This is a genomic window from Chryseobacterium sp. FG46 (assembly GCF_057809135.1).
Genome location: NZ_JBMDJJ010000009.1, coordinates 113,711 through 127,559, shown reverse-complemented (window position 1 = coordinate 127,559; position 13,849 = coordinate 113,711). Strand labels below are relative to the sequence as shown.

Genomic DNA, 13,849 nt, shown 5'->3' with positions numbered 1-13,849 from the left:
TGTTTTTAGACTATTCTTCTTTAGTCAATATTTGGATGATATTTTTCTGAATAGCCTATAGATATTCTTTTGTTAATTAGCATTCTCACTCATCAGCTTATTTTCCTCTGCCAGATAATGAGAAGAAATCCAGCCGATAATCTGTTGTATTATTTTTAGAATCATTTCGTCTTTTGTCACCAGGCTGACTCCCGGTACCAACTGCAGTGGAGATTGTTGAGGAAGGGGCTGCTGTAAGATCAATCCGGTTATGGCAGGAGCATTATCCGCAGCCAGACTACCGGAGTACATAGTTACATGCTGCAGGAATAACTGCCGGACATAATTATACAGAGACTGCGGAGGAATATTAACAGGGATTGAGCCATCCATTTTTTGAAGCTGCCCCGGAAGTGGCTGATTTTGTATTCTTGTATAGGTTACTCGTGATTGAGAAGCCTCATTAATGGCTACTTCCTGCAATGCGTCTAAGGCAAAAGCGGTAAGTTTGTTTGGAGAATGGCCGTATAGATCTGCAATCATCTCCAGATCTGCTTTTGGCCAGGCATGGGGAACAACATCCAGATCATTCCAGTGCATGGTGTTCCAGCTCTGGTAATCTCCTGTTTGGGGCAACCAGCCAGCAGGTAATGGAGGAAATGTATCATTAAATAAACTGGCAAAGGCACTCTCACCCGGAGTTGGACCTGCGGTAGGATAAACAAGAGAAATACTGAATGCATCCAGTTGATGATTCTCTTTTAAATACAGAGCAAGGGTAGGAGACAGCGCGCCGGCAAGGCTGTGACCGCAAAATACAACCGCAGTGTCTGTATCTGTCTGCAATCCTGTAAGAAACTGCTGTAAGGTCGTGTTAGGTGAAGCTGCGCTATCCGGGCTTATCAGGCTGAGAAGTATTCCTATTCCTGTTGCTGTTCCTTTAGAAATATAAGGGTCGGTACCATTATAAGGTGAAGGAGTAAAATTAGACGGATTGTAAGTGGTCCAGTTGACTACTTCGGCTACCGAAAAATCTTCTGTTTCCCAGTCGTAGAGAGAAGAAGGATTGGTGGCTGCAATGGCTACAACATAAGTGGGCAGCGTAGGACCGCCGGGAAATGCTACTGCATCACATTGTACCACATACAAAGCATTGTCAGCAACTCCTGTCGGATTGCCGTTTTCATCTTTTTCTTCTATAAGGGCAGGGCCCCAGACAAGATTCCAGTTTCCCAGCAAAGGAGGGATTGATGAGTTAGGTGTTGAGGGTACTGTTTGTCCCATTACAGCCACTGGCGGAACATTGCTGAAATAATACGATAAATCATATTGAAGCTGCTGCTGCAATTCGGTGCCGGTACCATTGTAGCCTCCGGCACGGTTTGCAAGTCCTGACATTGCAAAAACCTGTTGGTAAGCGTCTAAAGATGGATTTGTCATGATGTGATTGGTTTAAAAATTAGTGTATAAATGATAGAGTAAAATAAGCCATAAAAAATGGCATGCAGATGAGCAGAAATAACCAAAATATTTTATAGGTATTTGTACCTGAGGCTTTCGTTCAATATTGTATTTTCAGGTAGAAAGTAACTTTCGTTTTTTCAAAAAAAATGTAAGTGTATAAAATCCTGTATAACTATTTGTAAAACAGAAGGAAATCACTATATTAGAGATAAACGATGTTTTTATGTTAGTGAAATATGTAGTAAGGAAGCAACAGCATGATGATTGGATGGTAATGTGCGGTTATGATTACAAAGAAATCTTATATTCAGAATTAGAAGAAAGTAAAAAGCAAGGTTGGGAATTTGTTCGAAAAAAGATATTTCTGATCACTGACTTCTTCAATTTTTATAGTACCTCAAATAGATCTGATAGATTAGCAATAATTAGTATTACCGTAGGAATATTAGCCTCTTTAATTTCTTTTATCGGGCTATTTATATAGCAGTCTTCTCTTTGAGAGGGCTTTTTGTTATATTTGCTCAAAACGAAAACCATGGTATTATTGAGTTTGACAACCGAGGAAATGGCTTTTTTAACTGATGTAAGCAAAACAGTAATACCTTTATTTGCAGCATTAGGAGGTGCAATGACGGGATCTTACCTTACTTATAGATTTCAGAGGAAAGACAAAATTAGAGATCATTTATTTACACATAAAGTTAAATCCTATTTCACCTTAGCAGAATGTATTGTGGGCGTGAAAAGAGACGTAGAGGATAAGAGAGGTAAAATAAGAGTTAAAAGAGAAGATGATGCTAAAACCATAACAGCTATTTGGGACGATTTTAGAAAAGTTTCTGATGAACAAACGTTATTTTTAAGCGATCAAACGAAGCATGATTTATTAATTTTAGAAGGAGTCATTTTTGAAGCTTTCAATATGGAAATTGAGAGAATCATAGACATAGAGAATTTTTCAGATGCAGAAATGATTGATCTTTGCGGAAAGGTAGTCGTGGACTGTGAAGATTTTATCAAGAAATTGCAAGATGAATTAGGTATCAATGTTGTTAATCCAAGACTTAACATCAGAAGAATTTAAAAATAGCTCCTTAATTGGGACTTTAGAATTCATCTTATGTTAACAAATTGAATACAAGATGAAAGTATATTACATTTAAGCCGTCTTTTCTTTCCTAAGAGCTGCCATTAACAATTCCTAAGTTTAATTTGCCTAAAGATTCTAGATGACTTTCAATTTTGTTGCTTGTCATTTTTAAAAATATCAATGTTTTCACAAAATACAGAATGCAGTCTTACCAGAATATGGAAATAATCATTATTTTTGCAGCACTGAATAGTAAAAAATAATTTAAAATAGTAAGAAAACACTGATGTTTACAGCGTTTTTAGTTTTAATTAACTGATATTCAGATGGATTAATAGATGTGTAATTTATCAAACTTTAATATAATAATGGAAGAATTAGATCTTATATTAGAATCTGTAAAACAAGACATGGATGCAGCGGTAAAGCACCTGGATCACGCGTTTCAAAGAATTAGAGCAGGGCGTGCTTCTACGGCAATGGTTCAGGATGTAATGGTAGAATATTACGGAGCAATGACTCCTATCAACCAGGTTGCGAATGTTTCTGTTCCGGATGCAATGACAATCTCTATTCAACCTTGGGACAGAACAGCAATCAACGCGATTGAAAAAGCAATCATCAACTCAAACTTAGGTTTTGCCCCTTCTAACAACGGAGAAAACATTATCCTGAATGTTCCGCCTTTAACTGAGGAAAGAAGAAAGGAACTTGCAAAGCAGGCTAAAGCAGAAACTGAGAACACTAAAGTAACGGTAAGAAACGCAAGACAGGATGGTTTAAAAGAACTTAAAAAGCTGGAAGGAGTTTCTGAAGATGTAGTAAAAGGAGTGGAAGAAGAAATCCAGACTTATACTGATAAATACGTTAAGCTTTGTGATGAGCATCTTAAGACAAAAGAGGCTGAAATTATGAAAGTATAATTCTAAAGCTGTTGAAAATAAAGAAGAGGTTTCCGATGGGACACCTCTTTTTTTATTATTTTTCTGCTATCACATTTAATTTTTTATAATGCAATGCATTCTTGTTCTATACTATATTGAGAAGTATTTACGTTCATTCATTATATTTAATAAATCATTCCTGAGGTCTAATTAAAAAACAGGAGCCAAATACTAAAATGATGACAAAAATAATCGGGGTAGGAAATTATATCCCATCAGAAACAATAACCAATTTATTTTTTGATAAACATGTTTTTCTTAATGAAGAAGGGATTTTATTAAAAGAGAATAATGCTTCCATTACGGACAAGCTAAAGAAGATTACAGGTATTGAAGAAAGAAGATATGCGCACAGTACACAGGTTACTTCAGATCTGGGACTTATTGCAGCGCGTTCAGCCATAGAAAATGCAGGAATCGATCCTGAAACATTAGATTATATTATATTTGCCCATAATTTTGGGGATGTTCGTTTTGGAACGGTTCAGTCTGATACCGTGCCCAGTCTTGCTGCAAGGGTGAAACATTTATTGGGAATCAGAAATAATTTCTGCGTAGCCTATGATGTTCTTTTTGGATGCCCGGGATGGATTGAAGGAGTCATACAGGCTCATGCATTGATCAAGTCTGGTATAGCCAAACGATGCCTGGTTATTGGGGCAGAAACACTTTCCCGTGTAGTGGACATCCACGACAGAGACAGTATGATCTATGCAGATGGAGCAGGAGCGGCTGTTCTGGAAGTGAATGAAAATGATGATTCCGGGATCAGGTCTCATTTATCAGCTTCTTATACACTTGAAGAAAAAGACTATTTGTATTTTGGAAAGTCTTACAACAACGAAAGCTGTCCGGATACCCGATACATCAAGATGGATGGCAGAAAAATATATGAATTTGCCCTCATCAATGTTCCGGATGCGATGAAAAAATGTCTTGACAACAGTGGGTATTCCATTGATCAGTTAGATAAAATTATCATTCATCAGGCAAACGAAAAAATGGATGAAGCCATCGTTAGCAGGTTTTATCAATTGTATGGAAAGCCAGTTCCGGAAAATATTATGCCTATGGTTATTCATAAATTAGGAAACAGCAGCGTTGCAACTATTCCTTCTTTGCTGACGATGATTTTAAAGGATGAACTGGAACATCATAAAATCAAAAAAAATGATGTAGTCTTATTTGCATCCGTAGGCGCAGGAATGAATATTAATGCTTTTGTTTATCAGTTTTAAAATACAGGCTCTCCCAAAATATAAAAAAGAGATTGACTTTTGGGCAATCTCTTTTGTTTTTACAAACATTGTATGGAGCCTTTCTGGTCTTTATGTTTTAATAGAGATTGGTAGCTCTTAACGATTTCCTCCATGTTACACATAATTTTTTTACCAGGAATTGTATCCGGAGCTGTTTTTTCTTTCTGATGGGATTTTATACTGTATTTCTTTTCAAGACATTTGAGTAGCTGATTATTTTGAAGATACATACGGGTTTCTGTAATTTCATCTTTGGTAACCGGTTTTTCGGGAGTGCCGCCATCAAAATTCCATACGGTTTCCTGTCTGAAAATAAAGAAAGGCTTTCCCTCTTTGATAAAATACTTTTCAGATGCCGAAAAATGACTGTGTTCTGCATAAAAATGCTCTATTACTTTAATCCCTTCCTTGTCAGAATGAAAAATAACTTCTCCTGAAGGTTCATCATTACAGTCATAACTGAATTTTGAAGAACTTAGCTTCTCAGCTTCCAGCTGAGCCTGAAGCACAGCATATTCTTTTTTGATCTGATCAATGGGGTTTTCTGTTATGTCTGCTTTTACAGAATCCTTTTTTACAACAGAATTATCTATGAAAGCGGATTCTTTGGGAATGGTTTTATCTTTTTCATTTTTACAGGAAACAAAAAGAAGCAGGCCGGCTGTCAGAATTAGAATTTTCATAGAATTAAGTGTTTGGTGGTGTATAAGAATATAAAAAATTTAATGACATAAAAAAAGGCTTCCAACAGAAAGCCTTATATTGTTTTATTTGCAGTTTTCATTATAATCGTAGATCACTTCATTGATGATTGAAAGTTTATCCACTGTTGAATTGCTGATTTCATCCCGGATGAATTTTCCAAGACCTGTTCTTTTTTTCTCCTCATTTTTCAGGGAACCATATTCACCCTTTGCTATTTTTGCTTTTACGTAAGGGCAGTCTGCCAGTATGATTTTGGCTTTTGCGGGAGTTAATTCTTCAGCTTTTCCTCCTTTCTTCGAAAAGATATAATTGGGATTCTCTTTTAACCGGTCTGTTTCACTCTGCGTAATGGCCTGTGTGCTGTTTGCAGAAAGAGCGGTAGGATAGCCATAAAGCTTATAAACTGTAATTTTGCCCTCCGTTACTACTTCTGCAAACTGCTCCGTTCTTGAAAGGTTATTGATTGCCTTAAAGCCTGCCGATAATCCTGTTGAACTTTCTGAGCTATTTAAAGCCTCTCTCATGTTTGAGTATTTTACCGATTTGAAAACTCTCGGAGTGTCACCTTCATACAGCATATATTCTTTGATATCGTCTGTGTCGTACGTTTTAAATTTTATTCTGTTCTTTACTTTATCAATATCAGCAATGGCTGCAAACTTTACTTTTAACTGATTTTGCCACGGGCTTGAATAACCGCCGTGCAATTGTACAACACCTTCAGTTTTCTTTCCGGATTTGTCAATAATGTAACCGTATTTTTCACCGTTGTATGTCCCGGTTTCATTCTGCTCCTGAGCAGAGGCGTTCAGTGATGCAAGACCGAACAGGCCAATAAGTAGTAATTTCTTCATGGTTTTGTTTTAAATTCTCACAAATATAAATTTTTAAATTTAAAATCGTTATCCACTAAATATTTTAATTAGTAATCAATAAAAAAGCTCCGGAATTTCTCCGAAGCTTTAGTTCTGTTTTAAAATCAGAATTATTGATATCTCTGGTGTTCTTTACTTTTCGTAAACCTTTTGGTGATTGGTTTGAACAGTACTTTGTATTTTTCCGCATCAAACAGCTGTGAATCTGTAAGTGCTTTATAGGTCATCCAAACTCCAAAAGGAAGAAGAATCAGATTGGGAAGCCATGCTGCAAGATAAGGATTCATTTTTCCGCTCCATGACATGTTTTCTACCCCAACATTCATTACATAAAAGATAATGAAAATAACAATAGCGATGATGACAGGAAGTCCCATTCCTCCTTTTCTGATAATAGACCCTAAGCTGGCTCCGATCAGAAAGAAGATGATACACGTCACAGAATACGCAACAATTCTCTGCTGGTAAATAACGACTTTACTGAAGTATTTTACATTGGAACTGTATTCATTCTTTTTAGATTCCAGTGTTGATTTCAGGTTGTCAAGCCTGTTGTAGGAATTGTAAATAATTTCCAGTTTTTTTTCACCTTTTACCGTATCCAGTTTGATCTGTTGTTTCGGAGCTACTTTATGTTTGTTTCCTTTGTCCATATAGGTAATCACAGAATTGGTCTGGTTAAGAACTTCCGAACCTATATTATCAAAGAACTGTTTATTGTCTTTCTTGGTTTTGGTAATCGTTCCGTCAAGCTGGTTGTAAGTCTGGAAACGGTAGTCATCTGTAATCTGTTCTTTTTCGATCGCTTTATTGATGATTTCACTAATGTCAAAGTGAGATACCAATGTATCAAATTTAATAGCCTGGTCAGGTTGTTTTAACCTTACATTATCACCTTTTCCGGCAAAAGCATCTTCAAATACATATCCGTTATACAGAACAAGCTTTAGAAAGTTCTTATTGGCTGCCGGAACAAATTTTCCTTTTTCTGCGACAACAGATTGCTGGTTTTCGTAAGCATTGGCTTTTTTATGAACAAAAACCCCTTCAATATTTTCTCCGTTTTCCCCATATATTTTGTCAAATTTTACCATATAACCGGGAATCTGATCAATAAACTGTCCCGGAGTAAAGTTGATGGCTGGTTTTGTTTGGGCAATATTAAAAAGCATGTTTTTAGCTTTTTTCTGAAAATCCGGGATAATATTATTGGAGAAGAAAAACAGCATGATGGCAAGTGCCGTTGAAATTCCAAGAAGGGGAGTCATTACCCGGGTCAGAGGAATTCCTGCGGCTTTCATTGCTGCAAGCTCATAACGTTCTCCAAATTCACCGAATGACATAATGCTCGCCAGAAGGATCGTAAGGGGAAGAACCATACTGATTACGTTTACCCCAAGATAAAAGAGAAGTTTAAGGATTTGCCAGTAGCTTAATCCTTTTCCCATAAATTGACCTAACTGAACCCAGATAATGTTTACAATAAAAATGAAAAACAATACGCTGAATATAAAGAAAAACGGTCCAAAGAAGGTTTTTATGATATATCGGTCTAGTATTTTTAACATGCGCCAAAATTAATCAAAAAGCCACAAAGTTTACTTGTGGCTTTTTATATTTTGTTATTTTTTTAACTTTAAAAGTCAATTTACTTAGTTGCGAATTCACTTTCAGCTTTTTAAAGTTCTGTAACGATGTAGTTTTTAAACTTATTTTTGTCAAAAACAAACATGTTAGGATCCAGTTCCTGGTTTTCTTTATATTCTTTAATGGCAATTACAGCAACATCTTTGTTGTTTCCGTGCTGTTCCAGTTTTACCATTTGCTTTTTCGCTGAATCTACAAAAAGGTACACATATTTTATTCCGTTTGCTTTTACCGGAGTCAGTTTAATAAAGTCGGCATTCACGCCATTTACCACTTTCTTACCGTTGTACGTTACATTATAATCATTTCTATAGTTTGTAAGGTAGTTGATAGGGGAGAACATGGTGCTGCTTCCGTTAGGTTTGGCAATGGTTACTTCCATATCATCAGCGTTGATGTTGTAAATTTTATTACCATCGAAGATCTGCTCGGTATCCATGATCTTCAGTTTGTATTTCTCTCCGGCAACATAATAAATACCAGGTTCTGTTTTTGTCACCTGTCCGTTAAGACCGCTTCCAAAAGAAAATTTGAAGTAAGAATTCTTTTTAGAATTGTAGTTGGCTGTAATATCATCCAATATCTTTTTAGCTTTCGCATCAATCTTCTGAGCGTTGGCCATACCTACTGCACCTACAACAAAACTTCCTAATATAACTTTTGAAATAATATTTTTCATTTTCTTAATTTAATAATCGTTAGATTTTCTTTAATTCTTAAGGTTAAAACTTGTTGTTTTTCCTTTAACTACGCAGATCTTTCAAAAACTGTTCCAAAAATCCACCCTGTAACGCCGGATATTTTATGCCAGATATTGTTTCACAAATTACCTTGTTTCCGGTCTTTCAATATACTGATCAAATTTTTCAGGGAGAATATTGGTCACCGTTAATTTATTAGAAGTAATGGTGGGTTCAATTTTAATCACTTTGGTATTTTCATTGATCTCAACCGGATGTTTACTTCTCATATTCACCATGTCTATATGAAGAGCTGTGAACTCATGCTTTCCCTTTTCTAACTCAACAATAACATATTCTTTGGGTCTGATTTGCCCTAATGATTTACCGTCAAGGCCGATATTGAGTCTTGCCGTGTTATCCATTTTATGGAGAACTCCTGCGCCATTATAAATAAGGACTTTGCCATTTCCCAGAGTGTTATAATCAATAACATCCAGTTTCACAGAAGCATAATCACTGGGTACAGTTCTTAATGCGCATGAAGATAAGGTAAGTATACATGCAAAAAGTCCCCATCTAATAGTTTGTTTTGTTGTAATTTTCATAGTAATAGTTTTTTAGTTTAATTTTTTATATCCCGGTTCCCGATCAGGAATATCCGGGATTAATTTTTGTATTGATGATTTTATAATAATTAGTTTCTTAAATCTTCAAGGAACTGTTCCAGAGAATGAAGATCACTGATCAGAACTTCTCTTGCCTTAGCTCCATTGAATCCTCCTACAATACCACTTGCTTCAAGCTGATCCATAATTCTGCCGGCTCTGTTATATCCCAGTTTCAATTGTCTCTGAAGCATTGAAGTAGATCCCTGCTGGGTAGAAACAATGATTCTTGCTGCCTCTTCAAATAAAGCATCTTTTTCGTTCGGATCAAAAGTGCCTACTGAACTTGTTGAGTCTTCAGAAACATATTCAGGAAGTAATAATGCTGAAGCATATCCTTTCTGTTCTCCGATGAACTCTGCCAGTCTTTCTACTTCCGGAGTATCTACGAAAGCACACTGAAGTCTTAAAATCTCGTTTCCATTGAAATAAAGCATATCTCCTTTACCAATCAGCTGATCTGCGCCCGGAGAGTCCAGGATGGTTCTGGAGTCTACACTGGAAATTACTCTGAAGGCAGCTCTTGCAGGGAAGTTGGCTTTGATCATACCTGTAATAACGTTTACGGATGGTCTCTGTGTAGCCACTATAAGGTGGATTCCTACGGCTCTTGCAAGCTGTGCAAGTCTGGCAATCGGTAACTCAACTTCTTTACCTGCTGTCATGATCAAATCTGCAAACTCGTCCACTACCAATACGATATAAGGTAAATAACGGTGTCCGTTTTCGGGATTTAATTTTCTTTCCGTAAACTTCTTATTATATTCTTTTAAGTTTTTACAAAAAGCATTTTTAAGAAGGTCATATCGGGTATCCATTTCAATACAAAGAGAGTTCAGGGTATTGATTACTTTATTGGTGTCTGTAATGATAGCTTCTTCTGCATCCGGTAATTTTGCCAGATAATGTCTTTCAATTTTTGAATATAATGAAAGTTCCACTTTTTTAGGGTCTACCATGACGAACTTCAGTTCGCTTGGGTGTTTTTTATAAAGAAGGGAAGTAAGGATAGCATTGATCCCTACAGATTTACCCTGACCTGTTGCTCCCGCCATCAATAAGTGAGGCATTTTTGAAAGATCGGCCATAAAGATTTCGTTGGAAATAGTCTTTCCGAAAACTACCGGAAGGTCCATGTCCGTATTCTGGAATTTCTGAGAAGCAATGACAGAACGCATAGAAACCATGGTAGGATTCTTTCTTGGCACTTCAATACCAATAGTTCCTTTTCCTGGCATTGGCGCAATAATTCTGATTCCTAATGCAGAAAGGTTCAGCGCAATATCATCCTGCAGTTTTTTAATCGCTGCCACTCTGATACCTGCTTCAGGAACAATTTCATATAACGTAACGGTAGGCCCGATTGTAGCTTTAATCTCTGCGATACCAACATTGAAATTCTTCAGAAGTCCAACAATCTTATTTTTATTTTCTTCCAGTTCTTCTTTATTGATAGAAATTTCTTCATTTCCATAATCTTTCAGTAATTCTACGGGCGGCATCTGGAAGTTGGCCAGATCAAGCTTATGATCATACAACCCGTGCTTTTCTACCAGTTCCTGAGACTTTTTATCAGAATCATCCAGAATATCAATTACCGGAGCTACTTCTACATTGAATTTAATATTATCCTGTACCGGAGCAGTGGTTACTGCCGGAGACGGAGTAGAAGACCTGATGTCAAATGCTTCCTCAGGGCTGGAAACCGGAACAACTGGTTTGGTAGAAAGATTTAAACTTACAGGTTGAGAAACCTCTTTAGGTTCTGCATCAAAAGAAGTATGGTTGGGTGTAGTAATAGTCTCTATTTCGTTGGAAACCGGAACTTCAGGAAATCCTTTCGGTGCACTTACCGGTTCTGGTTCTTTCTTGGTATTAATTAGATTATTGACAGTATGATTGGTAGTATCACTTACGGTAATTCTGGATGCAGTTTCTTCTTCCGCTTCCTCTGCTTCTTCTTTCAATTCATCATCGGCTTCGAAATCATCGTTAGAATCCGGCATCATAGATTTTACTTTTCCAATTGTATTTTCATTGATCTTATCCAGTTTCGCCTTGATAGAACTTGGACGAAGATTGAATTCAAGGATAAAATATAAAAGGATGCTTGCCACCAATACCGTCCATAGACCCACTGCTCCAATAATAGAATTAAGGTAATCCATGATCTGATATCCATAAACACCTCCTAAAACACCCTGACCTTTCGTAAGTGCCCCCATAAAGATAGGAAGCCAGCAGATAAAAAATAAAGAGTGGCCAATAGTTTTCCAGGGTTTGAAGATTTTCTTCTTAAGAATCAGAGTACCTACTACAAGCAGTAAAAATGCGATGATAAAGGAGGCAATACCAATACTTTCAAAAATGAAAATATTCCCAAGCCAGTCACCCACCTTACCAAAGATATTGGAAGATTTTATGCTTTTGTCCAGCATGGTTCCTGCCTGGCTTTGATCTGCTTTCCAGTTCATCAGATAAGAGACGAATGAGAATGCGAGAACAGCCGATAAAAGTATAAAAGTAAGCCCGAAAAAAATACGTGGCTTAGATAAGATTCTGCCTTTTTCAGGCGATTCAGTCGGTTTTTTTTGTGTCTTTTTATCCATAATATCAATGTCGCAAATTTAATGTTTTATTCAACACTAAATGAATCTTTTTTACCCAAAAAACATTTTGGTAATCCCGCTTTTATAATGGTTATTTAAAATTTTTACTTTAAAAATATTTTCTTGTATGACAGAATAAAATAAGGTTTTTTTTTGCTTATCCAAATCTGATACCGTTACATTATATTAACTGATTATTGTTTATTTTTCTTTAAAAAGATAATAAAATTTTCTATTTAAACAGTGTTAATTAAAAAAAATAACAATATTATGTCTCGATAGTGTTTTTTTGAACTAGTTCAAAGGTCAGGATCTGAAACCTCTTTAATTTTGACCTATAAAATTTCATATATGAAAAACACTTTCAAAACTATTCTGACCTTAGGTCTGATATTAATTTCACTGATTACAATGAACGCACAAAAACAAAAAATGGAACACACTGCATTAATCATTATCGATGTACAAAATGATTATTTCCCGGGAGGAAAGATGATACTTGAAAAAGCTGTACAGGCTGCTGAAAATATCCGAAGTATTTTAGACTATTTCAGGAAAAATAATCTTCCTGTCATTCATATCCAGCATATTTCTACCAACAATGGCGCAACGTTTTTCCTTCCGGATACAGATGGCGCTAAAATCAATCATCTGGTTTTACCGATGGAAGATGAAAAAGTTATTGTTAAGCATTTTCCCAACAGCTTCAGGGATACTGATCTTCTGAACTATCTTCAGTCAAAGAACATTAAAAATCTGGTTATTACGGGAATGATGACAGATGTTTGTGTGGAGTCTACCACCAGAGCCGCTTTTGATTTCGGGTTTATCAATACAGTTATCGGTGATGCTACAGCAACGAGAGATCGTGAACTGAATGGGGAAGTTATAAAAGCAGCAGACGTGCAAAAGTCCTTTTTGGCAGGGATTTCTGCTCTTGGAAATTTCTATGCAAGTGTAATAAACACCAATGAATTTTTACAATAAGGCTATTTTGGACATGGAAAGGTGTAGTAGCGGAGGTTTTCAGCAAGCTGAGATGTTTTAAATTTTATCGGAGATAAAATCTTTGCGATCTTAAAAACATCTGATATTTCAAAAATTATTAGCGCTTTTGCGTTTGCCCAGCAAAAGACCAGAGTTCTATTGCTTAGAACAAAAATAACTTAACATAACTTAATTTCATAAAGGTGTCAATAATTTTGATACCTTTATTTTGCATAAATAATCCCATGGCCGATTTACTTCTTAAAAATATCAGTCAATACATCAACCTTTCAGAAGAGGATTTTCAACAGTTTGTAAAGCCTTTTGAATACAGAAAGTTTAAAAAGAAAGAAATCGTTCTCAAAGAAGGCAACTATTGTAATTTTGAAGGATTTGTTTTGAGTGGCTGTTTCAAAGTCTATTACCTGAATGAAAATGGATTGGAACAAACCCTTTATTTTGCGGTAGAAGGATGGTGGATCACAGATATCGACAGTTTGATCAATAATGTTCCCAGTATTCTCAATATTGAAGCCCTTGAAGACAGCGAAGTGTTGATGATTTCCAAAAAAGATAAAGAACATTTGTATGAAACCATACCACAGATAGAAAAGCTTTTCAGAATCATGAACCAGAAATCTTCGGTAGCACTGCAGAGGAGAATTCTTTCCTTAACAGGCAAAACAGCCGACAAACGCTATCTTGAATTCCTTGAAAAGTATCCGGGATTGGAGCAAAGAATTACCCAGCAGCAGGTAGCATCCTATCTGGGAATTACTCATGAATTTTTAAGTAAAATCAGGAGGAAAATATTTGAAAAATAATGATGAAAAAAGTCCTGGAAATTATCAGATTCCTAACCATTTTAGACGTTTCTTTTAATAAATAAATGAGGATGGAAATAGAAGTCCTCAATCATGGTTATAGGTAATATGAATCTAT

12 protein-coding genes are annotated in these 13,849 nt (G+C 36.1%); 5 read left to right on the top strand and 7 right to left on the bottom strand.

Annotated features, from left to right (window positions below):
• Nucleotides 1-72 precede the first annotated feature (72 nt).
• Nucleotides 73-1,419: a lipase family protein gene (locus ACODR7_RS09100; protein WP_488838739.1), complete on the bottom strand. Its 1,347-nt coding sequence runs from the start codon at nucleotides 1,417-1,419 to the stop codon at nucleotides 73-75.
• 559 nt (nucleotides 1,420-1,978) lie between these two features.
• On the opposite strand from ACODR7_RS09100, the gene ACODR7_RS09095 reads away from it, so the two are divergent.
• From ACODR7_RS09095 to ACODR7_RS09085, 3 genes are all read left to right on the top strand, one after another.
• Entirely contained in the window at nucleotides 1,979-2,527 is a 549-nt protein-coding gene (locus ACODR7_RS09095; RefSeq protein WP_488838738.1) for a hypothetical protein, read from the top strand.
• Nucleotides 2,528-2,901: 374 nt separating this feature from the next.
• Nucleotides 2,902-3,456, top strand: a complete 555-nt coding sequence (gene frr / locus ACODR7_RS09090; RefSeq protein ID WP_488838737.1) for a ribosome recycling factor — start codon at nucleotides 2,902-2,904, stop codon at nucleotides 3,454-3,456.
• A 197-nt stretch (nucleotides 3,457-3,653) separates the two neighbouring features.
• The gene (locus tag ACODR7_RS09085) at nucleotides 3,654-4,715 is read left to right on the top strand and encodes a 3-oxoacyl-ACP synthase III family protein (RefSeq protein ID WP_076597352.1); all 1,062 of its coding nucleotides are present in this window, start codon (nucleotides 3,654-3,656) and stop codon (nucleotides 4,713-4,715) included.
• Between the two features lie 59 nt (nucleotides 4,716-4,774).
• Here the strand turns inward: ACODR7_RS09085 and ACODR7_RS09080 are convergent, their stop codons facing one another.
• From ACODR7_RS09080 to ACODR7_RS09055, 6 genes are all read right to left on the bottom strand, one after another.
• Nucleotides 4,775-5,419 carry a hypothetical protein gene (locus ACODR7_RS09080; protein WP_076597351.1) on the bottom strand — a complete coding sequence of 215 codons (645 nt, stop codon included), beginning with the start codon at nucleotides 5,417-5,419 and terminating at the stop codon, nucleotides 4,775-4,777.
• An 84-nt stretch (nucleotides 5,420-5,503) separates the two neighbouring features.
• Complete coding sequence (locus tag ACODR7_RS09075) at nucleotides 5,504-6,295, bottom strand: hypothetical protein (RefSeq protein ID WP_076597350.1); 792 nt, start codon at nucleotides 6,293-6,295, stop codon at nucleotides 5,504-5,506.
• A gap of 131 nt (nucleotides 6,296-6,426) precedes the next feature.
• Nucleotides 6,427-7,884, bottom strand: coding sequence for an LptF/LptG family permease (locus ACODR7_RS09070; protein WP_488838736.1), 1,458 nt, complete (start codon nucleotides 7,882-7,884; stop codon nucleotides 6,427-6,429).
• A gap of 110 nt (nucleotides 7,885-7,994) precedes the next feature.
• Nucleotides 7,995-8,642: an outer membrane lipoprotein periplasmic chaperone LolA1 gene (lolA1, locus tag ACODR7_RS09065; RefSeq protein ID WP_034694350.1), complete on the bottom strand. Its 648-nt coding sequence runs from the start codon at nucleotides 8,640-8,642 to the stop codon at nucleotides 7,995-7,997.
• Nucleotides 8,643-8,789: 147 nt separating this feature from the next.
• Nucleotides 8,790-9,251 (bottom strand): hypothetical protein, encoded by a 462-nt coding sequence (locus tag ACODR7_RS09060; protein ID WP_488838735.1) that lies wholly within the window; start codon nucleotides 9,249-9,251, stop codon nucleotides 8,790-8,792.
• A gap of 89 nt (nucleotides 9,252-9,340) precedes the next feature.
• On the bottom strand, nucleotides 9,341-11,920 hold the full coding sequence (locus ACODR7_RS09055) for an FtsK/SpoIIIE family DNA translocase (protein ID WP_488838734.1): 2,580 nt from the start codon (nucleotides 11,918-11,920) through the stop codon (nucleotides 9,341-9,343).
• A gap of 351 nt (nucleotides 11,921-12,271) precedes the next feature.
• Here ACODR7_RS09055 and ACODR7_RS09050 point away from each other — a divergent pair, with 351 nt between their 5' ends.
• Entirely contained in the window at nucleotides 12,272-12,907 is a 636-nt protein-coding gene (locus ACODR7_RS09050; RefSeq protein WP_488838733.1) for a cysteine hydrolase family protein, read from the top strand.
• A 245-nt stretch (nucleotides 12,908-13,152) separates the two neighbouring features.
• Complete coding sequence (locus ACODR7_RS09045) at nucleotides 13,153-13,731, top strand: Crp/Fnr family transcriptional regulator (RefSeq protein ID WP_488838732.1); 579 nt, start codon at nucleotides 13,153-13,155, stop codon at nucleotides 13,729-13,731.
• Nucleotides 13,732-13,849 lie beyond the last annotated feature (118 nt).